This is a genomic window from Myxococcus sp. MISCRS1, assembly GCF_026626605.1.
Classification (GTDB): Bacteria; Myxococcota; Myxococcia; order Myxococcales; family Myxococcaceae; genus Myxococcus; species Myxococcus fulvus.
The window spans coordinates 1,903,319-1,928,693 of record NZ_JAPNKB010000001.1 but is presented as its reverse complement, the minus strand read 5'-3'; the positions used below and the strand labels follow the sequence as shown (position 1 = coordinate 1,928,693).

The 25,375-nt window shown below is 70.2% G+C and carries 13 protein-coding genes; 8 read left to right on the top strand and 5 right to left on the bottom strand.

The window, feature by feature from the left end:
* The first annotated feature begins 28 nt into the window (after positions 1-28).
* The 7 genes from OWM54_RS07325 (at position 29) to OWM54_RS07295 (ending at position 8,757) form a co-directional block, all read left to right on the top strand.
* On the top strand, positions 29-1,348 hold the full coding sequence (locus OWM54_RS07325) for a leucine-rich repeat domain-containing protein (RefSeq protein ID WP_267697007.1): 1,320 nt from the start codon (positions 29-31) through the stop codon (positions 1,346-1,348).
* Between the two features lie 153 nt (positions 1,349-1,501).
* Positions 1,502-3,592 carry an FUSC family protein gene (locus OWM54_RS07320; RefSeq protein WP_223785038.1) on the top strand — a complete coding sequence of 697 codons (2,091 nt, stop codon included), beginning with the start codon at positions 1,502-1,504 and terminating at the stop codon, positions 3,590-3,592.
* Positions 3,593-3,687: 95 nt separating this feature from the next.
* A complete protein-coding gene (locus OWM54_RS07315; RefSeq protein ID WP_267697006.1) occupies positions 3,688-4,974 on the top strand; it encodes a DUF2515 family protein in 1,287 nt (428 codons plus the stop codon).
* 413 nt (positions 4,975-5,387) lie between these two features.
* Positions 5,388-5,684 (top strand): DUF3325 family protein, encoded by a 297-nt coding sequence (locus OWM54_RS07310; protein WP_141326279.1) that lies wholly within the window; start codon positions 5,388-5,390, stop codon positions 5,682-5,684.
* Positions 5,685-5,686: 2 nt separating this feature from the next.
* Positions 5,687-5,944, top strand: coding sequence for a hypothetical protein (locus tag OWM54_RS07305; protein WP_223751514.1), 258 nt, complete (start codon positions 5,687-5,689; stop codon positions 5,942-5,944).
* A complete protein-coding gene (locus OWM54_RS07300; protein WP_223751515.1) occupies positions 5,941-7,491 on the top strand; it encodes a PepSY-associated TM helix domain-containing protein in 1,551 nt (516 codons plus the stop codon). Before OWM54_RS07305 ends, OWM54_RS07300 begins: the two co-directional genes overlap by 4 nt.
* Before the next feature lie 36 nt (positions 7,492-7,527).
* Positions 7,528-8,757: an MxcI gene (locus tag OWM54_RS07295; protein ID WP_223751516.1), complete on the top strand. Its 1,230-nt coding sequence runs from the start codon at positions 7,528-7,530 to the stop codon at positions 8,755-8,757.
* A 53-nt stretch (positions 8,758-8,810) separates the two neighbouring features.
* On the opposite strand, the gene mxcH is transcribed toward OWM54_RS07295, so the two are convergent.
* From mxcH to OWM54_RS07275, 4 genes are all read right to left on the bottom strand, one after another.
* A complete protein-coding gene (mxcH, locus tag OWM54_RS07290) occupies positions 8,811-11,327 on the bottom strand; it encodes a TonB-dependent siderophore myxochelin receptor MxcH (protein WP_267697005.1) in 2,517 nt (838 codons plus the stop codon).
* 230 nt (positions 11,328-11,557) lie between these two features.
* Complete coding sequence (locus OWM54_RS07285; protein WP_267697004.1) at positions 11,558-12,403, bottom strand: fatty acid desaturase family protein; 846 nt, start codon at positions 12,401-12,403, stop codon at positions 11,558-11,560.
* Positions 12,400-13,842 (bottom strand): cytochrome P450, encoded by a 1,443-nt coding sequence (locus tag OWM54_RS07280; protein WP_223751519.1) that lies wholly within the window; start codon positions 13,840-13,842, stop codon positions 12,400-12,402. Before OWM54_RS07280 ends, OWM54_RS07285 begins: the two co-directional genes overlap by 4 nt.
* A 15-nt stretch (positions 13,843-13,857) precedes the next feature.
* Positions 13,858-15,888, bottom strand: coding sequence for a lipoxygenase family protein (locus OWM54_RS07275; protein ID WP_267697003.1), 2,031 nt, complete (start codon positions 15,886-15,888; stop codon positions 13,858-13,860).
* A gap of 229 nt (positions 15,889-16,117) precedes the next feature.
* Here OWM54_RS07275 and OWM54_RS07270 point away from each other — a divergent pair, with 229 nt between their 5' ends.
* Positions 16,118-18,160 carry a lipoxygenase family protein gene (locus tag OWM54_RS07270; RefSeq protein WP_267697002.1) on the top strand — a complete coding sequence of 681 codons (2,043 nt, stop codon included), beginning with the start codon at positions 16,118-16,120 and terminating at the stop codon, positions 18,158-18,160.
* Positions 18,161-18,193: 33 nt separating this feature from the next.
* On the opposite strand, the gene OWM54_RS07265 is transcribed toward OWM54_RS07270, so the two are convergent.
* On the bottom strand, positions 18,194-25,222 hold the full coding sequence (locus tag OWM54_RS07265) for an RHS repeat-associated core domain-containing protein (RefSeq protein ID WP_267697001.1): 7,029 nt from the start codon (positions 25,220-25,222) through the stop codon (positions 18,194-18,196).
* Positions 25,223-25,375 lie beyond the last annotated feature (153 nt).

Genomic DNA, 25,375 nt, shown 5'->3' with positions numbered 1-25,375 from the left:
ACCGATGAATCAGGAGCACCACGGGTCCATGACGAAGCAGCCGACGGTGACGCAGTGGGGGACGGAGACCTCCGCGAAGGAGGTCTGGTCGAGGGTGGTGGCGGCGGCGACGCCCGCGTGGCGTGAGCGTCTGTCCTCCTACTGGGAAGACCTGTCCCAGGACACGGTCCTCTTCCACGAGGGCGACCTGGAGACGGACGCGCTGGAGGTCGGCCCCAGGCCGCTGGTGGTCTCCGGAAGTGTCCGGCTCGCGGGGCTATTGTCGGATGGGCATCAGGCGGACCACACGCTCCTGGTCGTGCTCGGGGAGCTGGACGTGGAGAACGTCGCCACGGTGTCCGCGATGTTCGTCGCGGGGGACGCGCGGATTCGCGGGCTGCTCTTCGGCGACTCGCTCGGGGACGACGTCTTCTGTGTCGGCGGAGGGCTGAAGGCGAGGGCGCTCGTCGAGCAGCACCACCACCTCTTCGTGGAGGGCGCGCTCGACGTGGACGTCCTCGTCGGAAGCAAGCTCACCGCGAAGGGCGCGCCGCGCAAGCGACTGGAGCCGCATGAGGCGCTGCTGCCGGGCGCATGGACCGGCGAGGACGAGGATGACGACGGCAACGTCACGGACTCCACGCTGGACACCCGGGGCCTGCGGGCGATGTTGCGCGCGGGGCAGCCCGTGCTGGCCGACACGAAGCTCGGGCCGGTGGAGAAGGCGCTCGCGGCCGTGCGGGAGAAGGTGGCGCGCGGGGAGAAGGCGCCCAGGCTCTCGCTCGCGCAGAAGAAGCTGAAGGTGATTCCCGACGAGGTCTTCTCCCTCACCGCGCTCGAGGGGCTCACGCTGGACTTCAACCCCATCGACGTCGTGCCACCGCGCATCGGTGAGCTCAAGGCGCTGCGCTCGCTCAGCCTCGAGGACCTGCCGGTGACGTCCCTGCCCGAGGAGCTGGGCCAGCTGACCGCCCTCAGAAAGCTCAGCCTGCGCTACTGCAAGCACCTCACGCGCCTGCCGGAGTCGTTCGCCGGCCTGGAGTCCCTGGAGGAGCTGTACCTCGACGCGAAGGGGCTGGAGACCTTCCCCGAGGTGCTCACCCGGCTGCCGAAGCTCAAGAAGCTCTGGTGGTGGCGCTTCTTCGGCACGCCGCCGGAGAAGCTGCGCGCCCTCGTCGACGGCCTGGGCCGCATGCCCAGGCTCACCCACGCGGGGTTCCTGCAAGGCGAGCTGGGGCAGCTGCCGGAGGACCTGTCGCCGCTCGCCCGTCTCAAGCAGTTCAAGCTGGGCATGGACAAGGCGCCCGAGTCCGAGGTGCGTCGACTGGAGGCCGCGCTGCCACCAGGGCGCCTGCACGTGGGGTACTGAGGCGCCCCTGGTGGCGTGCGAGGAGGCATGAGGTCGCCCGCGGGCATCCCGGGCGCCCGACACCTGTCGAGCGTCCCCGCGCGCCCGCGACGCTTACCGACGCGGCGGGTCATGGCCACATGAGGACATTCACCACTTGGGAAGGTCGTGGGGATGCACCGTCTGTGGCGTCACCTCCGGAGATTCTTTCGTCTCCAGCCGGGCCGGCCCGCTTGGGCGTTGGGGATTCGCGCGGCGCTGGCCGTGACGATTCCGTACTCGCTCGCCACGTTGCTGGGCCTCAAGGACGCCGGATGGACGGGGCTCACGGGATTGCTGGTGACGCTGGCGAACCCGGGCGGCGCGTACCAGGGGCGGGCGAGGGTGATGGGGGCCGTGGCGATGCTCGGCGCGCTGGTGGGCACCGTGGCGGCGCTGGCGGGCGGGCGGTTGTGGCTGGACGCCACGCTGATTCTCGTGGGCGTCTTCGTGATGACCTTCGCGCGGTGCTACGGCGACACGGCGGGCTCGGTGGGGGAGAAGCTCGCGGTCATCTTCGTGGCGTCGCTGGGGGCGCACGCGGTGGAGCTGGACGCGGCGCTGACGCGCGGAGGCGCGCTGCTGTTGGGCGGCGGCTGGGCGATGCTCCAGTCGCTGGTGCTGTGGCCGGTGCATCCGTACCGGCCCTCGCGCCGGGCCATCGCGGACGTGTACCTGTCGCTGGCGGCGGGAGCGAGGGACCTGGCGACGCTGTCGCGTGAGGGCGCCTCGGCGGACACGTGGGCGGTGGCCACGGCGCGGCACCTGCCCCTGCGCGCGAAGATAGAGAAGGCGCGCCAGACGCTGGCGACCACGCGGGTGGGGCGCGCGGACGAGACGCTGCGCGGAGAGCACCTGCTCGTGCTGTTGGAGCTGAGCGAGCAGCTGCTCGGCGTGCTGTTCGCCCTGGAGCAGGCGATGGAGGTGGCGAGCCCCGAGCGCGGGCTGGGGCCGGTGCGCGAGGAGGTGGCGCGGGTGTGTGACTGGTCCGCGGACATCTCGGAGCGGGTGGCCAAGGTGTCGCTCTCCCCGGAGGCGGCGGCCGTCTACTGGCCCCTGTTCCCCACCAACAGCGAGGAGCTGGGTCGACACGATTCGTGGCTGCGGGTGGTCCCCGTCTCGGTGACGGAATTGCTCGCGCGCCTGCGGGGCCACTGTGTGGCGGCGCAGCGGGCGGCCATGGCCATGCGGCGCGGAGACCCGGTGTCGCTGGAGAACGCCCGGTCGCTGCTGCCCTCCGACGAGCGACGGCCGCTGCTGCAGCCCTTGCGCGCGAACCTGCACTCGCGCTCGGTGGTGCTGCGCCATGCGCTGCGCGCGGGGACGGTGGCCGCCGTGGCGCTGATGCTCACGCGCGCGTTGGGGCTGGGCGAGGCGTACTGGGTGGTGCTCTCCACCATCGGCATCCTGCAGCCCTACTCGGCGAACACGGAGGAGCGCGCGCTCCAGCGCGTCACGGGCACGCTATTGGGCGGGACGCTCGCGGCGGTGATTGCTACGCAGGTGGGCTCGCCGCTGGTGCTCATCGTGGTGATTGGGGTGCTGACGGCCACCTCCGTGTCGCTGTTGCCCCTCAACTTCGGCGCCTTCCAGATTCTGCTCACCCCGGACTTCCTCCTGCTCGCGACGCTGAGCGCGGGGGACTGGACGGTGGCGGAGAACCGCGCGCTCGGGGTGCTGCTGGCGTGTGTGCTGGCCTTGGCGGGCGTGTGGCTCTTGTGGCCCTACCCGGAGCGGCGGCGCTTCCCGGACGCGGCGGCGACGGTGCTGCTCGCGGATGGGAACTACTTCCGCCAGGTGGCGGCGAGCCGCGATGGACGCGAGCCCCGGGTGAGCGCGGCGCGGAGGGATCTGGGCCTGGCGCTGCTCGACGCGGAGGCCTCGTTCGAGCGGCTGATGGCCGAGTACCGGGGCCCCGCGCACCGGCTGGAGCCCGCGATGGCGCTGTTGACGTACTCGCGCAGGCTGGCCGCCTCGGTGACGGCGTTGGGGGAGCAGAAGGGCGTGATTGCCTCCTCGGAGGTGCTGGACGTGGTTGCGCACAGGGCGAGCGGCACGCTGGATGTGCTGGCGGAGTCCCTGCGCAAGGGACAGACGCCGCCGCCGATGCCCGAGCTCCCCTTGCGACGCATCGCGAATGACCCGGTGTCGGGGAAGCTGGTGGAGCGGGTGCCTCGGCAGTTGGAAATCCTCCATGGCGCGGTGGAGAAGCTCACTGTCGGATGATTCCGCGTAAGGGGTTTCCGCCAGTGTTTGTTTCCGGTGGGTCGTGAGGGACGGTTCGGTGGCAACCCGGGTTCGCGGCCTCCGATAATCCAGACATGAGCCCCATCAACGAACTGAACCGCCGTCGCCAGCCCGTCGTCCGTCCGCCGGAGCCGCCGCCGGCGGAGAAGACGCCCGCCCAGGCGAAGCCGGCCGCGCCGAACCGCGTGCTGCGGGACGAGTCCCTGTTCGAGGCGCCGGGCGCGAAGCCTCGGCTGGAGCTCAATCCGCAGCGGACGTTGGCGGAGAGCCCCGCGACGCCGCCCAAGGGCGGCCGGCTGGACATCGAGGCCATCTCCAACATGACGGACCCGGTGGCGCGCAACCAGGCCATCACGGAGGGCTACTTCCAGCTGTCCAATGACATGGCGGGGCTGCTCGGCAAGGAGAACGCCAACTGGGCCACCTTCGGTGTCTGGGCGTCCAAGCAGGCCGGGGTGAGCATCCGGCAGGAGGACCTGCCCAAGGTCTTCATGGACCAGCTCAAGAACAGCAACGCCTGGGCCAGTGGCCTGACGGCGGGCGCGCTGTCGGTGCTCAGCCCCGTGGCGCCGCTGCTGGTGGAGGGGCTGAAGGTCCCCATCCGGGACGCGCTCAACCGCGTCAGTGACGCCATCGCGGACGGCAACAAGAAGCTGTTCCAGGACATCGCCCCGGAGTTCCAGCGCTTCACGGAGACCTTCAAGGGCGACACGAAGTACGACGCGGCGAAGGTGGAGAAGTACCTGGCGGCCTTCCCGCCCGGGAAGGAGAACCTCAAGGCGGCCTTCGCCGACTACGCCAAGGCGATGTTCGAGAGCGACCCGAACAAGAAGGCGGAGCTGATGCTGGCCGCCAACAACCGCGTGGGTGTGCACGAGCAGTCGCTCATCCAGGGCGAGGTGGACCGCGCGCTCAACGCGCCGCTCAAGGAGACCTTCCGTCCCATCGCCGAGGGCATCGTGGATGGGTTCGGCAACGCGCTGCCGTTCCCCGGCAACCTCGCCTACAAGGGCGCGGAGGCGACGGGCCTGGTGGACAAGGCCATCGACGGCGTGGTGGACGCGCTGGCCGGCCAGTTCCGCCAGTTCGCGACCGAGCACATGATGAAGATTGGCCTGCCCAATGGCTCGCTCAGCCTGGGTGACGACATCACCCCGGGCAACCAGGGCGCCTTCCCCGAGCACCTGCGCACGATTGAGAGCGGCGACCTCAACCGGCTGCTGGGCCAGTACGACAAGACGCCCAACTCGCTGAGGGGCTCGTCGGCCAATGACTGGTCGAAGTTCGACCAGCGCATGAACTACATCGTCGACCTGTTCCGCTCCCGCCAGAGCGACCCGAGCCTCTTCAACGCGCCCTGAGGCGCGTCAGACGCCAGTGACAGCATTCCCGCCACGTGCCTTCCACCCTGGAAGGCGTGGAGGTGTGGAATGCGTCCCGGCCTCTGGCTCCTCGGCGTCGTCCTCGTCGTCACGGGCTGTGCCGGGGGCGACGCGTCTTCTCGCAGGGGGACGCTCCAGCAACGCTCCGGGTTGGCGCAAGACGCGTGGCCGGAGGCGCGCGGCCGAGCCTGCTCCTCTGCTCCGGATGACCCCTGGATTCCAGGCGTCCAGCGTCCAATCCCAGCGCCGGAAACCCGTGTTCCAGGCATAGACGGAGACCCTCCAGGACGGCTCCCCGACGCGCCTTGACATCCCTTCCCGGGTGCAGTTGAACTGCGCGCGATTCGCAACTGCGAATCATTCTCAAGTTTCCGCGTGCCCCCGAGGAGGACATGGCGACATCGACCCTGCTGATGGTGCTGGGCCTCGCCGTGCTCCGTGGCGTCGCGCTTCCGGACGGACTCCATCGCCACCGAGCGAGGGCGCTGGGCGCGCTGTGCGTGGCGGCGTCCGTGGCGTTCGCGGTGAGGGCGCAGGGGTGGGGCGTGGGGCTGACGTGCGCGGTGGTGCTGGCCATGCTGGTGGCGCCGGTGCTGGCGCTGGCGGTGCCGCTGTGGCCCCGGGCGACGCGCTTCGTCTGGCCGGTGTGCGCGCTGGGGCTCGCGGGCCTGTGGCTGGGAGGCGCCTGAGGATGGCGCACCAGCACGGAGCCGCGCGAATCTCCGCCGCCGTCACCGCGGCCCCCGCCGCCGCCGTGCTGGCGAGCCTGGCGCTGCCGGCGGTGCTGCCCGTGGCGGAGGATGTCCGGTTGTTGCTCGCGCTGCTCGTCGTCCTGCCCGCGGTGGCCACCGGCGTGTGTCTGGCGTTGCTCTCCCGGAGCGGCGCGCGCGCATGGGGCGGCTGCGCGCTGGTCTGCGCCCTGTCGTCGCTCGTGTTGGTGCTCACGTGAAGCTGTCGCCCCGGGCCTACGAGATTCTCTGGGACGCGCACGCCTGGGCGGGCGTGCTGTCGTCGCTGGTGCTGTTCGTGACGTTCTTCCTGGGCGCGTTCGCCCTGTTCGCGGAGGAGCTGTCGCCCTGGCAGGAGCCCACGTTCCGCGCGCCCGTGGCCGTGACGGAGGCGCGGGCCGTGGAGCTGGCGCAGCAACTGGCCGAGGCGGAGACCCGGGCGCATCCCGTCTGGTTCGGCATCTCCCTGCCCACCTCCGAGGAGCCCTGGCTGCGGCTGTGGCGCATGTCCCCGGACGGGGCCATCAAGCCGCTCTGGGTGGACCCGGTGTCCGGGCGTCAGCTCGGAGAGCGAAGCGACCTGGGCGAGTTCCTCAACGCGATGCACTTCCTGGAGCCCATCCCCGGCGGCGCGCACCTGACGGGCATCGCGTCCGCGGTGCTGGTGCTGCTCATCGGCACCGGGCTGCTGCTCCAGCTGGGCCGCATGCTGCGAGAGCTCGTCCAGTTCCGCCCCAAGGGCGCGCGGCGGGTCATCTGGTCGGACGCGCACAAGGTGATTGGCGTCATCACCGCGCCCTTCCTGCTCGTCTTCGCGGTGACCGGCGGCGTCCTCTGGCTGGACGACTGGTTCGAACCCGCCGTGGTGAAGACGTCGCTGGACGGCGACCTGAAGGCGCGTGAGCGCATCGTGGACTGGCCCACGCCGCCCGCCGCCGTGGGGCGCGATGCCGGCGCGCCGGACCTGGCGCATGCGCTGGCCGTGGCGAAGCAGCGCTTCCCCCAGTCCGAGCACAGCCATTTCTTCTTCGACCACCTGGGGGACGAGAACGGCACCGTCCACCTGCCGGGTGAGCGCGAGGGCACGCTCCACGCCTTCACCCACGTGCGCGTGGCCCGCACGGGGGAGCTGCTCTGGGCGCGCGAGACCGGGGGCGGGACCCTGTACTCGCAGGTGATGGACCCCCTGTACGGCCTGCACTTCGCCACCTGGGCCCGCTTCCCCGCCAAGGTGCTCTACGCGCTGCTGGCCTTCGTCTCCGCGTTCGGCATCCTCGCGGGCAACCTCTTGTGGCTGGAGCGCCGGCGCGCGAAGGGGCAGGGCCGCTTCGACACCGCGCTCGCGAAGCTCACCTCGGGCTTCTGCGCGGGGCTCGCGCTCGCGGTGGGCGGCGTCTTCGTGGCCAACCAGCTGCTGCCCGCGGACCTGCCCGAGCGGCCCTTCTGGGAGCACACCGTCTTCCTGGCCACGTGGGCCCTGTCCATCGCCAGTGCCTGGCTGGACGCCTCGCCCGCGAGGCACGCGCGCCGGCTGCTCTGGGGCGCGAGCGTGCTGCTGTTCCTCGTCCCCCTCCTCGACGCGGCGCGGACCGGGCGGCTGCCCTTCGCCTCCGGCTCCGCGCACCTGCTGGCGACGGAGCTGGGCCTGTTCGCCCTGGTCCTGGTGCTCGTGGGCGCCGCGGGCGTCATCCGCCGCCTCCAGCGGCCCCCGGTCCTTCCTTCCACCGCACCGGTCGAACCGGAGGCCCCCGCCCCCGTGCCGACCTGAGCTTCACCCCTCCCCCCCGAAGACGGAGTTGTCCCCATGAGTACGTTCCGCCGTTTCGCCACGGCCTCGGCCGCCACCTCGCTGCTGCTCTCCTCCGCCCTGGTGGGCTGCGGTGACGACGACGACAAGACGCCGCCGGACCCGACGCCCACGGAGAAGCCCGCCTACAGCCTGGCCACGACCGTCTCCCAGACGAACGGCGCCGTGACGTACGTGAGCCTCTTCGACTCGCTGGACATCACCAGCCTGGACCTCACCAAGGCCAGCGAACACTCCGGCTACGCCACCATCGGCGCCGTCGAGGGCCAGCTCTTCGTGGGCGACGGCGAGAAGCCGGAGATCTCCCGCTTCACCGTCGGCGATGACGGCTCGCTGGTGGCCGCGGGCCGCATCAGCTTCGCCAACTACGGCTTCACCGCCTCGGCGCCGCTGTACCTGAACCAGTTCGTGGACTCGACGCGCGCGTACATGTCGCTGGAGGAGTCGCGCCGCGTGGTGTGGAACCCCACGACGATGCAGATCTCCGGCACCGCCGACGCGCCGGGCCTGGTGCGCGAGCGCGAGGGCCTGGTGGTGAAGACCGGCTTCGACCGCGCCCGCGTCACGCGCGGCAACGACGTGTTCCAGGCGTTCTACTGGACCGACGGCAACTACTTCGACTTCCTGCCCACGTCTCAAATCGCCGTCTACTCGAAGGCGAACGACAGCCTGGTGAAGCTGCTGGACGCGCCCTGCCCGGGGCTCGACGTGGCGACGCAGGACGAGGCCGGCAACCTCTACTTCAGCAACTGGGTGTTCAGCAGCGCGGCGCCCCTGCTCAAGGACGGCGCGCCCGATACGTGCGTGGTGCGCATCAAGGCGGGCGAAACGGAGCTCGACGCCGCGTGGACGCGCTCGCTGTCCTCGCTGGTGGGCGGCCGTCAGACGGCGGCGTTCCGCTACCTGGGCAACGACGTGGGCGTGGTCGCCGTCTTCCACCATGAGAACGTGGACATCACCCCGACGACGGCGCCCGGGGTCATCACCGGCGGCCTGCACTGGAAGCTCTGGCGCGTGAACCTGGCGAGCAACACCGCGACGCCCATCGACGAGCTGGGCTTCATCGCGGGCGGCTACTACGCCTTCACCCTCGAGGGCCGCACCTTCCTGCTGCTGCCCACCGCCGACTACGCCCGCACGGCCGTGTGGGAGCTGGGCGTCAGCGGCACCCCGGTGAAGCGCTTCGAGGTGCAGGGCTGGGCCTACCAGTTCCTCCAGGTGCGCTGAGGCGTCGCTTCCTCCTCGCGCCCGGGTGCATGCGGGCGCGAGGGTGACTTCCGTCAGTACTCGAGCGTGCCCTTGAGCCAGCCCGCGCGGCCGGGCCGCTCGACGCCGTAGTAGTCGAACACCTTCGCGTCGGTGAGGTTCTCCAGCTCCGCCGTGAGCCCCACGGTGAGCTTGCCCCGGCGCACGCGGTAGCCCACGCCCGCCGCCTGGACGAACTGCGCGTCCAGGTCGTCCTTCGTGGACTCCAGCCCCAGGCCCTCCCAGTTGCGGAAGAAGCCGTGCACGTAGCGCGTGCTCCAGAAGGGCGACAGCTCGTCCTCCGCGAGCGCCAGTCCGCGCAGCGACAGGCGGGCCGTGGCGTTGGCGAAGAGCCAGGGCCTGTTCGGCAGGCGCCGGCCGTCGAAGTCGCCGAACGTCCCCTCGCTGGACGCGTTGCGCGGGTCCTGCGCGGTGGCGTTGGCGTCCACGCTGAACAGGCCGCCCGGTGACGTCCACCCCGCGGACAGCTCGACGCCGAGGATGCGGGCGCCGTACACGTTCTGATAGCTCCAGTCGCGGTCCCTCCCCGTGAGCAGGATGAGGTTGTCGGCGAAGCGCGCGAAGCCGTTGACCTCGCCCCGGAAGCTGCCCGCGCGCGTGCGCAGCGGCACGGTGGACACGCTCAGGTTGAGGTTGTGGCTGTGCTCGGGCTCCAGGTCCAGGTTCTCCAGCACGAGCACGCCGTTGCCGAAGACCTCGTCCGCGCGCGGCAGCCGGGTGGCGCGCTCGTAGCTCGCCTTGAGGTAGAGCGGGGTGCCCAGGCGCAGGCGCATCGACGCGCCGCCGCCCAGGTGGTGGAGGCCCTTGTCCTTGTCCAGCCAGCCGCCCACGGCCAGGGGCTGCCGGGCGCGCCCCTGGTAGAGGTAGTCCTTGCCGAAGACGATGACCTCCAGCGCGTCGTCGAGCAGGTCGACCTGGTACTCGAGCCCGGTGACGAAGGTGAGCTGGGTGCGCCGGGGCGCCAGGCTGTCCGGGTCGCTGGGGCTGGCCCGGCGGCGCTCCTCGCCCGTGCGCGTCGTGACGGTGGGCGCGAGCGCGAGCCGCAGCGTGTGTGACGCCGCCACGTCCCAGCCCACGTTGACGCGGCCATAGGCGGTCTGCTGCCAGACGGTCTGGTCGATGGCGCCGCCGCCAATCTCGCCGGGCAGCTCGCGCGGGAAGACGCGGTTGCCGAACCAGTCGTAGCTCCACTCGGCGATGTCGACCAGGCGGGTGGCCTGCCACGCGTAGCCGGCCAGCGCGTCCAGGCGCACCGTGGGCGAGAGCGTCTTCGCGTAGAGCAGCTGCGCGCCCAGGGAGTCGGCGTCGTACGTGGCTTCACCGTACGGCGCGGCCATCACCAGGTTGTGTTGCAGCTGCTTGTCGTTGCGGGAGCCGAAGGCGCGCAGGACGACGCGGTCCGCCCAGGACAGCTCGGTGAAGCCCACCTCGACGCCGCCGCCGAGCGCTTCGTAGCCGTCGTGGAAGCGCTTGACGGTGACGGGGCGGAGGTTGCCCCGGTCATCCGCGGCCTCGACGTCGATGGCGTAGTTGTTCTTCGTCGTATCGGCGAAGAAGTGCGCGCGGGCGTAGAAGCCCGTCGGCGCGGGCTTGTAGCCGCCGCCCAGCGTGAGCCGGAGCGTCCCGAAGGCGCCGCCCTGGAGTGACACCGCGCCGTGCGCGCCGGGCTCCAGCGGCGTGGAGGTGAGGTTCACCGCGCCGCCCAGCGCGTCCGCGCCGTAGCGGATGGGGACGACGCCCCGGTAGAGCTGGATGGAGTCCACCAGGTTGACGGGGACGTTGGCGATGCCGAACGGATAGCCAGACAGGTCCAGCGGCACGCCGTCGAGGAAGAAGCGGACCTGGTCGTCGGTGAGGCCGTTGAGCGTGAAGGAGGCGGAGCTGCCCAGCCCGCCCGTGCGGCGCACCTCGACGCCCTCCTGCGCGGCCAGCACCTGGCCCATGTCCACCGAGCGGGCACGCGCGCGCTGCACGCTCACGACCTTCACCGCCTCGGCGGATTGCCGCTGGCGCTCCGCGTCCGAGCGTCCGGACACGGTGGTCTCCCGCTTCTTCTCCTCGGGCGCGGTAGCCGTGGCCTCGGCGGCCGCGGTGGGCGCCTCCGTCGGTGTCTCCGGAGTGGCGACGGGTGGCGGCGTGTCGAGCTGGAAGGTGTGGACCAGCTCGATCTGACAGGCCACGGGCTCGCCGCGCACGCGCGCGGGCTCGAAGCGGAAGGAGAGGCTCGCGGTGCGCACGGCCTCGTCGAAGGCGGGGCCCGCCGAGCGGACGACCTCCGAGTCGGTGACGACGCCGGTCTCATCCAGCGTCAGCCGCAGCACCACCTCCCCCTCGCGCCGCGCCGCCTGCTCCGCCTGGGGATAGGGCACCACCACGCTGTCGATGCGGCGGGGGACCTGGACCTCGTCCGTGGGCGGTGCTTCCTGAGTCGCCTCGGCGCTGGCGGGCGCCTGTTCCGATGAGGCAGACGAGGCCGGAGGCGGCGAGGCCACCGAGAGCAACAGCGCGAGAGGGGTGACCGGCAAGAACATCCGCAATCCCGGACTAGTTGGTTCTGCGACGCAATCTCAACGAGCGCCGGAGCCGGTATCAGGGATATGGGGTGGGGCGGTCAAGGCGCGCGGCGGAGAAGGCAGAAGCCCCAGGCTCGGCAGCCGCAAGCCGTCGCGATGCTGGCGGTTGCGCGGGATGCCCGCCCCCCTGTGCAGGGAGCGGGCACGGCGGGGGAGCCTCGGGTCCACACCCGAGGCCCGGCACGTCGTCACTGCGCGATGGCGCCCAGCTCCGACTCCGCCGGGTCGATCTTCGCCTCGGCGCCGCTCCACACGAACGGGATGCCCGGCTGACGGTAGAGCGTGGCCGGGATGTCCTTGGCCAGCTGCGCGTGGAGCTCGGGCAGCTGGGACCAGTGCAACCCGTGCTTGGTGTGGTGCGCGGTGTGGTAGCCCAGGTTGCCGGTCATCAGGTTGTAGCCCTTGTGGAGGATGTTGTACGAGGCCTGCGAGTGCTCCGTGACGTCCAGCCCCACGTGGTGGAAGTAGGTGGCCCAGACGGTGACGTAGAGCGACACCGCCATCGGCAGCAGGAACACGAAGAGGGCGTTGTACCAGTTGTGCCAGAACAGCACGCCCAGCAGCGCCACCTGCAGCGCGCCCATGCCCAGGAACACGCGCAGCGCCTTCGGATGGGACAGTCCCACGCGGTACGCGCGCGGATACGCCATGAGCCAGTTGAGGACGGAGAACTCCACCTCACCCATGGTGGTGCCGTCGGCGCGCTTCCACCCGGCCTCGTCCTTGGTCTGGTCCAGGTAGTTGCGGTGGTGGCCCACCACGTGGTGCAGGAACCACGCGTGGGACGTCACGCCCGTCTGGAAACCGAACATGATCTCCAACAGCCGGTTGGGCAGCGCGTGACGGAACATCGTCACGTGCTGGTGGTGGTGGTTCCAGGCGCTGATCCACCCCTTGGGGATGACTCCGAGGCCGAGCCAGAGGATGGGCAACCACCAGCTCGTCGCCGTGAAGAAGACCGTCAGGTCCAGGGCGAACACCAGGGTGAACAACAGGACGGGGATGCGGTCTCGGGGATGTCGGAACAAGGTCATGCGGATTCCACTGCCGGGGGGAGGGGGGCTTCCAGGGAAGCGGGGTGAAGGGTGGACCGCTCTCGCGGGATGATTCTGCCCGTGACGCCCTGGGGACGCACCACGCCGAAGAAGAAACCCTCCTCGAAGGGCTCCGTCGAATCGACGTGGATGCGCGCGCGGGCGCTCAAGGTGGCCAGCGCCGTGCGCAGGTACACCATGGCGAAGTCCCCGGCCACGCAGGCCCGGGGGCCCCGGCCGAAGGGGAAGAAGTGCCCGCTGCCGAGCGGGTCTCTCGCCGCGCCCCCGTGGAGCCAGCGCTCCGGGTCGAACGTCTCCGGGCTCGCCCAGTGGCTCGGGTCGCGGTGCAGGTGCTGGTTGGACACCATGAGCGTGGTGCCCGGCGGCAGCGTGACGCCCGCCAGCCGCGAGGGCGTCAGCGGCGAGCGGCGCATGAAGACGCGCACCGCGGGCAGGATGCGCAGGGCCTCGTACGCCACGGCCTCGCCCCACGGGGCCTCGGCCACCAGCCGCGACAGGCTCAAGGGGCCTTGGGCCAGCGCGTCGGACTCCAGCGCCAGCCGTTCCAGGGTGGCGGGGTACTTGTTGAGTTGATGGAAGGCACCCACGAGCGTCGTGCTCGAGGAGAACACACCCCCGAAGAAGAACCCGCCGAGCAGGTGGGCGTGCACCTGGTCGTCGAGTCGGGGCATCTCCCGCAGGGTCCACGACATCAAATCCACGGCGGTGGAGGAGCGCGCCTGCCTGGCCTCGTGGATCTTCCGGGCGAACACGCCGTAGAAGCGCTCCTTGGCGGCCTCGAAGCCCTTGGGCGCCGAGACGAACCGCAGCGGCAGCTTCGCCTGGATGCGCGCGTCCGCGCCCGCCGCCAGCAGCATGAAGTCGTCGTAGTACGACGCCGGCAGCTTCTCGCCCACCGTCGCCACGCAGAACGCGTCGAATGTCATCTTGCGCAGCGTGGGCGTCAGGTCGACGGACGGGTGCGCGAAGCAGGCCTCCACCGATTCGAGCAGCGCCCGGCGCAGCGGCTCCACCTGGGCCGCCTGCCACGCGGGCGTCCAGGGCTGCGCCAGCGGGTCCATGGCGTGCTTGCGCGACCAGTCGTCACCCTGCTCGGCGATGAAGGGCGTGTCGTCCGTGGTGGAGTGGCGGATCTGCTCGCCGATGTTGCCCTTCTCGAACTCCAGCCGCCGCGTCTCCATCACCTCGTGGATGACGTCCGCGTCGTTGAGGATGAGCGCGGGGGACGGCCCCAGCCACGCCACGGTGACGGGGCCGTACTCGCGCGCGTAGCGGGCGCAGACCTCCCAGGGCTGGGTGCCCAGGAAGTCACCCAGGTTGCCCAGGAGGCCCGGCGTCGGCCCGGGCAGGCTCGCCAGGGGCGCGCGGCGGCCGCCGAAGAACAGGTTGAAGAGACCTCGGGAGAGCAGGTTGGGCACGCGCGTCTCCAGGGCTCAGACGGTGATGCCGCAGGGAATCCGGTCGGGACTCAGCACGGTGTAGGGCACCTGGGCGCCCGCGTTGCGCGCCGCCACCACGTCGCGCTGGGTGCGCAGGCGCTGCTCGAACCGCTCGCGCAGGGCCTTCACCTCGGGCTCCTGGAAGTACTCCTCCCGCCAGCCTCCCTCGTGGAGCAGGTACTCCTCGTCGTCGCCGAAGCTGGACAGCGCCCGGCCGATGGCGACCTGCCAGAGAGTCTGGGACTTGGAGGGAATCATCTCGGGGATGTCCTCGGCGCGCAGCGTCCCCTTCTGTCGGGGAGGCTCCCTGCGCATGCACAGGGGCGCGTTGGGTACGAAGGCGTAGTGTTCGTATTGCAGGTAGTTCACCGCCGCGTGCTGCACGCTGACGGTGAAGACGACGGTGGTGAGGATGTCGACCAGGTCGTCGACGCGCGACAGCTCCCGGCACGGCAGCTTGTCCACCGGCAGCCCGTGCTCGGTGAGGTCCTTCCACCAGTGCTGCATCTCGGTGTCGCCCTCGAGGTCGGCGTCGGTCGGGTAGAAGTACCGGAGGACCCCACCGACGTATTCCTCCAGAGCATCCCACAAGGGCAGCGCGTCGTCGCGGTAGGGGTAGTACGGGAGCACCGCCGGGTCCAGCACACCCCGGCGCTCGAGGTCCTGACGGGGCCGGTTGTCCGTGAGCTTCCAGCGCTGGTAGCCCTTCTTGCCCAGCTGCAGGTGTCCCTTGTCGGGGCCGCCCGTGGCGATGAAGTCGTCGAACACCCCGCCCGCGGCGAGCAGCCCCTTTCGTGCGCCCTCGTTGATGGCGAGCGTGTAGCGGAAGTGCCGGCGCAGGAGCTTGTAGACCGGATGCGGGTCCGGGAGGTTGCGCATCGTCGCCATCACGAAGGGCTCCGCCACGAAGTGCGTGCGCAAGGCGTGCGCCACCATCTGGTGCGTGTTGCCCTCGCTGCAGCGCAGGTAGATCTTCGCCGCGAGCCAGTCGTACGTGTCGTCGTTCGGCGTGAAGACGGGGTCCTTCCCGCCGTCGCGCCCCAGCTGGATGGCCAGGGGCCTGAGCTGCCGCAGGTCATCCAGGTACAAGAGGCACCGCGCCGCGGGCGCCCACCGGCGCTCCTCCACGCCGTCCTCGTCGACCTTCCGGTACATCGGGATGTCCTCGAGGATGTCGAAGTCGAGCAGGAAGATGCGCTTGGAATCCAGCGCCCGGGCCAGCGTGGTGTCGGGGGACAGGATGCCCTTCACGTCCTCGTCCGTCAGCGGCATGCCCGGGGGCAGCTGGGGGATGAGGGTGATGTGGAGCGGGTTGATGCCCTGCACGGCCTGACGCGCGAACTCCAGGTCGTCCTGCCAGCGCGGGGCGAGCCGGGGCACCTCCAGGCCCTTGAAGAAGTCGAAGATGTCCACCAGCCCGTTCCAGGCCTTGGACAGCAGGGGCAGGTGCAGCTTGATGGCGGCCAGCGTCCTGGCGATGACCACCTCGTAGCTGCCCTCCGTCAGCCCCCGGTACAGCTCGTCCTTGGGCAGGGGCCGTGACTCGCTGAGGTCCAGCGCGCCCGGAAGCCCCTCGGTCGCCTCCGCCGGACGCCACGGGTACATGCGCCTGCGCGCCTCCAGCAGCTCGCGCCTCGCCGCGGTCTCCCGCTCGCAGCCCGCATGCCGCGCGAGCTTCGCGGTGCCCTCCAGCACGTCCACCGTGGCCCCACCCCGCACCCAACGGAAGAAGGGGAAGCTCCACTGCCGCTCCCCGGCCGTCACCCACGCGTGGTCCAAGAGCCAGTCCGCCGCGATGCCTCCGGTGTTGCCGAAGCGCAGCAGCACGAGCTCCCCCACGTCGTCCGGGGCCTGCACGGAATAGACATCCTCCGCGCCCGCCTCGAAGTCGTTGTGGAAGGGCTTGTCCAGCACGTGCGGGCCACTCTCACCTCGCGTGCCCACCAGGACGACGGAGATGTTCGCATCGGTTCCCGCGCCGAGCTTCGTGCTCGTCCGAATCCTGAGCTTGTACTCGACAGTCATGAACTCCCCTATGGAACGGGTAGGACCGTAGGACGCGTAAAGCAGGAGCTCAAGCAGTGGTACCCTCCCTGCAGAACGAAACCGGCGTCGCGCAGCGCACGGATGGGCCTGGGCGTGTGGCGAGTGGGCGTGCGAGCGACGCCGGAGAGGTCGGGCTGATGACAGACACGTGGCCTCGTGGGCCCGTGACATGGGGATGGGGATGATGTTCGCGGTGCTGCGCCGATGGATGGGTTCTCTCGGATTCAAGGGACGCGAGAGCCCACGCAACGAAGTGCTCGATGCCCAGGAGCTGTCCCGGTGGTACGCGGGGCTGGCGCTCGAGGAGCGTCTGGCCATCAGCCGGGAGCTGGGGCCGCGCGTGCGCGCGAGCCGTCCCGCGCGGGATGAGGCCGCGCTCCCGGCGGTGGCGGTGGGGCGTCTGGTGTTCGAGCAGGAGGGGCCCGGCGGTCCCAAGGCCCTGCACCACATCAAGGTGGAGCTGTGGGATCGGGACTTCGGCTCGCCGGATGACTTCCTGGGCGAGGGCTTCACGGACCCGGATGGGTATTTCCGTGTGCGTTATGACCCGGCCGACGCGGGCGAAGGGGACCTGCCGGACCTGGAAGTGCGTTTCTTCGAGCCCCAGCACAGCTTCCGTCCGGATGGACAGGTGGTGGAGACGTGGCGGCGCATCGGCTCTGAGAAGGGGCCGGATGACCACGGCGGGCTCCACCACGACTTCGGCACGCTGAAGCTGCCGTACTGGGAATACGACACCTCCACGCCGCTGGCGCGGCTGCTCGTCACGGAGGAGGGCACGCCGCCCACGGCGTACGCGCCGGGCCGCGCCCTGGCGATGCTCAAGGCCGTGGCCCCCATCGAGCTCGTCAAGCGACGCCACCTGCTCCAGGGGAAGCTGGGACAGGCGCCGGGGCTGGACAAAATCCAGGCGGACTATCCGGAGGCGATGACGGTGCGGATGGAGCGCGAGTCACCGGGCTCCACGCGCACGGATGCGTTCTTCGGTGAGCGATTGCTCAACGGCATGTTCTCCACGCTCATGGATGGAGACCCGGAGGCGCCGGGGGACAAGGCGGCCTTCCGGCTGTACTTCCCATGGAACGCCTACGAGCAGGATGGCGAGCACTGCCTCCCGGACGTGGACGTGCGTCTGCGATTGGAGGAGGGGCGGCTTCTGCCCACGCGCATCATCCTGGGCATGCGTGAGCCGGGCGTGAAGCAGGCGGGCGCGCCCGTGACGCGGCGGAGCTACACGCCCGCGGATGGTCCGGGCTGGGAGGCCGCCAAGCGGATGGCGCGGGTGAGCGCGACGCTGGAGACGGAGCTGGGCAACCACCTGGGCCAGTGCCACTTCAACGTGGAGCAGTACGCCATCGCCGCGCATCGCAACCTGCGGCGCAGCCCGCTGCGCTGGCTCCTGATGCCGCACCTGCGGGAGGTGGTGCTCATCAACCACTCCGCCAACGGCTTCCTCGTGGGGCCCCGGGGCTACATCACCCGCGCCAGCGCGCTCACCGAGCGGAGCGTGGAGACGCGGCTCCTGCACCTGATGGGCAGCTACGACTGGAGGGGCTTCGCGCCCGCGCCGCCCATCTGCGAGTCGCACCGCTACGCCCGCGCGGCGAACCTGTTCTGGCGCTTGCTGGGCGAGCATGTGAGCGCCTTCTTCGCGGAGCACGCCCAGGCGCTCGCGGCCGAGTGGCTCGAGGTGCGGCGCTTCTCCGACGACCTGGTGGCGCACTCGGCCCCCGCCTTCGTGTGCCGCTACCTGCGCGCGACGGTGCCGGGCAAGAGCGCGCCGTGGTTCGTGCGCTCCGAGCGCATGGACCTGGACGCGAAGGTCACGGAGCCCGTGGCGAAGGCCGTCAGCCCGGTGACGCTCACGGACACGCCCCAGCCCGGGGAGCTGGAGGCGCTCCAGCAGCTGTGCCGCTACGTCATCTTCTTCGCGACCTTCCGCCACGCGTGGGCCAACAACCTCCAGTGGGACGACGCGGGCGAGGTGCTCTACGCGTGCCTGGGCCTGCGCTGGGGCAAGGACGGCGCGCTGTCGACGGAGGCGGACCACGACGTGGCGCCGCCTCCCGAGGAGGCCACGGAGATGCTGTGGATTTCGTGGATGCTGTCCAAGACGAGCTACGGCTACCTGCTGTCGAACGAGGAGGCGGACGTGCATCCGCGCTTCGTGGAGTTGCTGCGCGCGCACGCCGCCGACTTCGCCGCGCTGGGCCTGGACATCCGCACCGTCAGCTCCCGCATCAACATCTGAGCGGTCGCCGACGGTGCGGGTGGCCAGTCCGGCTCACTCCTCGGGGGTGATCAGCTCCATGGTCTCGTCGGCCACGAACTGGACGTAGCCGTAGATGCTCATGCGGGCGGCGAAGTTCTTGAGCATCCCTCCGAATCGGGAGAGGGGACCCATGGCATCGCCGACCGCGTCAGCCGCCGTTCCTGCCGCGCCAGCGACGTTCGACGCGGTGCTGAGGGGACTCGAGTCCTCGGTGATGATCTGCGTCAAGACGCTGACCTCCACGCCGGCGAGCCCGAAGCCGAGCGCCAGGAGCCCCCCTCCGGCGCCCCCGCTGGCGATGCCCAGGCCCAGGCTCAGCCAGCGCGCTCCGTGCGCGAGTTTGCGATTGAACCGTCGGCGCTCCCGGGCCTGCTCCTTCTGCCGGATGGCGCGCTCCTCCTTCGCCTTCTCCGCCCTGGCATTGAGCTGATGGACCGCGCTCTCGAGCTGGAGCGCGCGCTCGTCGAACTGCTCGACGTCGAGCGTGAGCCTCCGCAGGGATTGTTCCAGCTGTGCCAGCGCGACGGATTGGTCATACACGCTCCGGGTCGGCTCCGCCGCCCGTGCCAGCGCCGCGGAGGCCTTCCGCTGGCGCTTGGACGACGACGTGTCGCGCTGGACCTGCACCGGCCCCGCCGCCGCCTCGCCGGAGGGCACGGGAACCGAATCGACGCTCGGGCTCGACCCGGCGTACTCGTGCTCGGGATTGCCCGGCGTGAGCGAGGAAGCGCCGTTGCTTCCACCCCCGCCGCCCGAGCCGGGCCCGTCGTCGCCGCCGTGCTCGGGGATGAGGGGGTCGCTGTTCCCGGTGCCCGCGCCACACCCCCAGGGGATGGAGAAAGGGACGGCAATCCCAGCGCCTCCGGAGACGCCCGGTCCGCTCCAGTCACCGCCGCCCTTCTCGCACAGGCCCGTGGGGTCGGTCACGCTCACCGGGTTGTTCCAGGCGTAGCTGTAGCGGTTGAGGTCCGCGAGCATGAAGGGCGCCTGGACGATGGGGTCGGGGCTGATGAAGCGCCCCACCGACGCGTCGTACATCCGCCCTCGCATGAACGTGAAGCCGCCGTCGTCGCGGCCCTCATGGCCCGTGAAGCCCCGGGTGACCAGGGAGGCGGTGCTGAACAGCGTGGACTGCGTCCAGTCGAGCGGGTCCCTGGGCTGGCCCCAGGCGGTGTAGCTGCGCCGCTCCACCACCGCGCCCGTGTGGTCCGTCACGACCGCCGTCGACCCCAGCTCGTCCGGCAGCAGGAAGTGTTGGGTCGACGTGACGATGCCGCCCTGGCCGTTGTAGGTGCGCGACAGCTCCGCGATGGTCTCGGCGCCGACCTTGACCAGGTGCGTGTGCCGCGCCGGCGTCAGCGGCGTGTTCACGTTCCGCTCGCGCCGGTACCACCCGCCGAGGGTCAGCGTCTCCAGCCCGCTCTGGGCGTCGAAGCGGCGCACCCGCTCGCCCTCCGCGTCGTAGCCGAACTTCAGCTCGTAGGTGGGCAGGCTGAGGATGGACGTGACGCGGCCGTGGGGGTCATGCGTCAGGGCCGTGTTGATGCCATTGACCGAACGGGCAATCAGCGCGCCGTTGTCGTTGTACCAGAACGCGGTGGTCCCGGCGGTCTGCAGGCGCTCGTCCTGATAGGTGTAGGTGCCGACGTCCGGGCGGTCCAGCAGGTTGCCGAAGGCGTCATAGACGAAGGTCGCGTCCTGGGTGACGGCGCCCTTCTTGGCCTGGGTGCCGAGCAGCTGGTGCTTCGCGTCGTAGCGGAAGGACTCGCTCTGGTTGTTGAGGGCGTCCAGCCGCTTGCGCAGGTCCATGGCCTTCGTCCACTCCAGCCGCAGGTCCTGCACCGTGGTGGCCGCGCCCTGGGGCTGGAGGACGGAGCGGATCGACTCGAGCCTCCCCGTGTTCGCATCGAACGTGCGCGTGGTGACGATGCCGTTGCCGAAGAGCGCCTCATGGACGCCACCGTAGGGGTCCGCCCGGAGCTGCTCCCACAGGGGGAAGCCCACGCTGGCGTTGTCGAAGCCCGTGAGGCGCAGCAGGTTGCCGAAGTCGTCGTACTGCATTCCCACGGTGAGGCCCGTCGGGTATCTCAGGCTCTGGGGCCTGCCGAACGCGTCGTAGAACGTCTGCATCCGGAAGACCTCGCCGTTGAGGGTCCAATCCGTGGCGCTCGGCCTGCCGAACGCGTCGTACACGTGGGTCTTCGCGTGTCCGTCGCGGGAGACGGACTGGTGCAGGAAGCCCGGGCGGCTCACGTCGTAGGCCCACGTCGTGCTCCCGCCCCCCGAGTCCACGATGGCGATGGGGCGACCCAGCGCGTCGTACTCGTACTGCAGCGTCTGGCCCTGCGCGTCGACCGAGCCGCGCAGCTGTCCGAGCGGGTCGTAGTCGAAGGTCTGCAACCCCGTCTGCTTCTCGTTCATCGCCAGCCGCCGGTTGTAGAGGTCCAGCACGAACTGCGTCGGGGCGCGCAGGGCTGTCGGTGTGCAGGGCTCCAGCCGGTTCAGGCCCTCGAAGTGGCCGTAGCGGTAGCACATCTGCGTCGCCGTGCCCGGGGCGTCCGCCTTGTGGCCATCCGCCGAGCGCACGACGTTGCCGCGCGTGTCGGACAAGAGCCACGTCTGGTTGCCGTCGGGGTCGATCTGCGTCGTCTTCAGGCCCTCGTGAATCCAGCGCGTCGTGATGACGCCCTCGATGTCGCCGGGCGTGGAGCGCTCGATGAGGCGGTTGCGGACGTCGTAGCGCAGGTGGGTCCACAAGACGGACTCGCCCGTCTTCACCGGCTGGGAGACACGCACCAGGCGGCCGCGGTCGTCGTACTGGGCATGGTTGAAGACCTCGTATCCGCCCTTGAAGCCCTTGCTGACGGACTGGACCGGACGGCCCAGCGTGTCGAAGGTGGTCTCCGAGATGCCCAGGCCGGGGGCCTCGACGATGACCCTGGGGGGCATGAAGGGCAGGGGCTCATAGGTGATGGACGTGCCCGGCGTCATCGCCGTGTTCTGGCTCCAGACCTGGCTGAACGTCGGACGCCCGAAGCCGTCGAAGTCGCTGATGGACTTCACGCCATCGGGCGAGGTGGAGGAGAGGACCAGCCCCATGCCCGGCTCCCAGCGGCGCGTGGAGGTGTGCCCCAGTCCGTTCGTGAAGGAGATGGGGAAGACGCCGTCCGGGCCATATTGGAGGGTGAGGTTGCGGTCATTGCCCTCGGCGTCCGACACCTGGAGGGCCGTCTCGTTGCCGAACGTGTCGTACCCATGGCGCGTGGTGTAGCGGTACTCGGCCTGGGTGGGCTCCACCGTGACGACGTCGGGCTCGCCCGTGGCGGTGTAGGTGGTCTGGACCGTGCGCGTCCTGGCCTCCGGCGTGGCGCCGGGGAGCCGATGGGTGACCTTCTCCTCGAGCACGAGGCCCAGCTGCCAGACGCCCAGCCGGTGGTCGTACTTCAAGTCGGTCTCGTAGCGCGCCCCGGAGCTCACGTCCTCCGAGTAGAAGCGCGTCGGGAATCCCAGCTCGTCATGGTCGTGGAGGGTGTTCGGGTCCAGGACGTCGGGGACCGCGGAGTACCCCCTCCGGGTGTGCTTCAGCGGGAGGATGCCTTGCTGGGCATCCGCGTGGGCCATGTCCGCGAACTGCGCGGGCGTCAGCGCCGTCCACTCCAGCCCCCCATACGTCCAGAGCCAGGAGTCGAACTGCTCGAAGGCCCGCACCTCCGTGGAGCGCGTCAGGGAGGAGAAGAAGTAGGACGCGCACAGGCTCGCGTCGTACCGGTAGCCACAGGGGCCGTACCAATTGGGAGGGACCTGCCAGTCCGGGTCCCCATGGAAGTCCGCCCGGGGGACGAACGTGTAGCGGTTCTCGGTGAGGACCGCGAGCGCGCCATCCTGGGTGTCGATCTGTTTGCGCAGGGAGAGGGATTGGAGCAGCTTGCCGGCATGGGGGGCGACGCGGCCGTTGTGGTTGATGTTCGCGCTGCGCGTCGAGTACGTCTCGAGGCGCAGGTCCGTGAAGTCCTTGGGCGGCGCGTCCGGGCCCGTGGCGCCGTCGTCCTTGACGTTGCGGTGCTCGAAGCCCAGGAACTGGCGCCCCTGGAGCAACTGCTGCGCGTTCTTGTAGAAGTAGTCGGTCTTGCGCGAGCCGACCGTCGGAGAGATGCCCGTGGGTGAGAGCAGGCTTGCGACCAGGGGACGGGTGTCGAAGACCCGTCGGCTGTCCACGGCATCCTCCAGTCCGGGGAACGCGACGAAGGCCTCGCGGTAGATGTGCGGGTCGGACATGGGCTTGTAGAGCGCCGTCCAGCTCGCGCCGTTGCCGTTGGTGAGGCGCTGCATCAGGTCGGGCACGTCGCCCTGGCGGACGTGGAAGTCGAGCAGCCAGGGGTCGTTGAGCGGGTCGCCGTCGTTGTCGGGGGTGCGGGTGCGCACCAGCACGTCGAGCAGGCCGTCGGCGTTGTAGTCACCGAGCGACAGGCCGCGCTCGTCCAACGTCCAGGGCAAGGGCGGCAGCGTCGTCATGCTCCACTCGAGCGTGCCTCCGCCCTGGCGCGGGTACTCGATGATCATGGGCTGGGCGTTGCTGTCCGTCGGGACGCCGTTGCGAATCAAGAGCTCGTCGCTGCCGTCGCGGTCCCAGTCGACGAGGTGCGCGGACAGGAACTGGCCATGGAACGACGTGGCGCCCAGGGTCTGCAGCCAGTCATGGCTGCGCACGAAGAAGCCACCGATGTTGAGCCACACCTCGATGCGCCCCGCCCACGCCGCGCCCACGTCGGGGAGCAGCGCGCCGCCCTCCGGCTTCACGAAGGGGCTCAGCCCGTTGGACTCCAGCGTGGCCTCGGACTCGAAGCGCACCACGTCCGGGAACCCGTCGCCGTTGACGTCACCGACCTTGTCGGCGCCGAAGCCATTGCCCCGGCACAGCGCGCCGTACTGGTCCAGGCAGGCCCGGTTGCCGCCGTTGCCCGCGTGCAGGCGCTGGTAGTAGTCGAACGGCAGGCCCGTGTTGCGGGTGTAGAAGTCCGCCTCCGTGGTGTGCCCGCCCAGGTGCGTGTGGAAGATGAGGGCCTGGTAGGTCCTGCCTCGCAGCTGCGCCGGGCTGAACCAGGAGCCGTTCTCCCACAGGGGAGGCCAGTGGCCCGGGGGGGAGGCCAGGTGGCCGCCGCTGCCGTCATAGCCGCGGATGGTCAGCAGGTTGTCCGTGCCGTCGCCGTCGAAATCCATGACGTGGATCTTGTCCAGGGCGGAGCAGGGGTGGGTCGTCAGCGTCACCGGCGTGAAGGTGTAGGGATTGAGGTAGCTCCTGTTCTCCAGATAGACCCAGTGGCCCTGATACAGGGTCGAGCCCTCCAGCCCCGGAGGCAGCGTTCCGGAGCCGTTCTGCGGGTCGAAGTAGCGGCCTCGGTCGTCGTCCTCGACGCACACCATCAGGTCCGAGAGCCCGTCGCCGTTGAAGTCGCCCGGGGCGACCAGCAAGGCGGTGCGGGGGTAGGGGATGAACGCGCCCGCGGTGGCGAAGCCCTGGGGCAGTCCCGGGGTCTGCCTCAGGACCTGGAGTCCCTGGGCGAAGCCCCACATCATGGGGAGGTCCGCGTACTCACCCATGGGCACCAGGACGTCCGTGCGGTCGTCGCCGTCCAGCTCGAAGGTCGCGCTGGAGAGCGCGTCCCCGGGCAGCAGGTAGGTGTGGCACTTCTTCTCGCGGCCGCAGACCTCGACCGGGGTCTGCGGAATCGGCTGGGGCGCCCTCACGGGGATGCCGGTGTCGATGATGCTCGACTCCTGGGGCGACGGACGGATGGCCCAGAAGCTCCAGTTCTGGGCCTGGTTCTCGCCCTCCCACCAGGGGGCGACCAGCATGTCCGTGGTCCCGTCCTGGTTGCCGTCGAGCTCGAGCAGCTGGAAGACGGCCTCGTGGTCCTCCTCGGGGATGCCGTGCACGGGGAAGAGCTTCTGGTCGAAGGCGAAGTCGCCCGCCTTGTCGTCGAGGAGGATGTTCCCGGAGTAGCCGCCGGCCTGCCAGGTGAACTCGGTGGCGCGCTTGCACACCGCGGCGCCGCTCTCCTGGACGCACTCCTGGAGGCTCTGGAGCAGCGAGCGCTTCGTCGTCGACAGGTTGTTGGCGTAGGTGAAGACATACTGTCTCACCAGGCGCTGGCCCTCGGTCGCGATGGCGGAGGGGGCGAACGTCGAGATGCCCTTGAGCCGGAAGGAGTGACGGTAGCGGGTCATCGAGAAGAAGCCGTTGAAGACCTCGTGCTCCGGCAGGCGCTCGTACTGGAAGGTGACGCGGCGGGTGTTGTTGACGTACCGGATCTCAGTCAACCGGTGGTCCAGGCGCGAGTGCGTGCCCAGCGGGTCGGTGAAGTTGTCGGTGAAGGCATAGTGGTACGTCATCACGTTGCCGTGCGGGTCCCGGACCCGGGTCAGCTTCCATTCGTACGGCAGCTTGATGGGCGCCCCCGAGAGGTCCATGTCGAAGCTGTAGACGCGGCTCGGGTCGTCCGTGCCGTAGAAGTGGCTGGAGCCGTCCGGCAGCTGCACCTCGAAGCCGGGCAGGCCGTCGGATGAGGCCTTCGCGAGGACGCGGCTGCCGTCGTCGTTGTATTTGCGGTAGACGCGGCCCACCTTCAGGCTGTTCTTCAGGCCGATGAGCCGCATGCCATCCAGGCACAGCCAGTCCGCCGGGAACTGGGGCGGGCTCTCGTTCGACTCGTTCCGGAAGGTGATGGGGTGGAGCGTGGCGTCGTCGCTCATGATGCGGCCACAGCGCTTGATGCTCGAGGTGGCGGCGAGCGAGAACCCCACGCCGAGCTCTCCGTTCTCGGTGTGGCTGCTGTAGTTGACGCTGAGGGAGGGGGACAGGTCCCCGATACCAGGAGGGACCTGGAGGGGAATGGAGGTCACGGCCTGGCCCGTCGCCGTCACGGCCAGGGCTCCGCCGGTGTTGCCCGTGGGGGCTGTCTGACTCAAATGCCCATCCGGGCCGTTGGCGCTGGCCGCGCCGACGGCCAGGAGCACGGGGAAGAGGAACAAGGGGTGTCTCATCGAGAGGTCTCCATGCCCCCGGAGGGTGGGGGTGTGGAGATGACGCGCGAGGGGGGCGAACTCCCTCACCCGCCCGCGTCGCTCGGCTGTCATCCAGGTGGTGTAGGGTCCTGGGCGCAGAGGTCGACAGCCCTGCCTCGATGACCTCAGTGA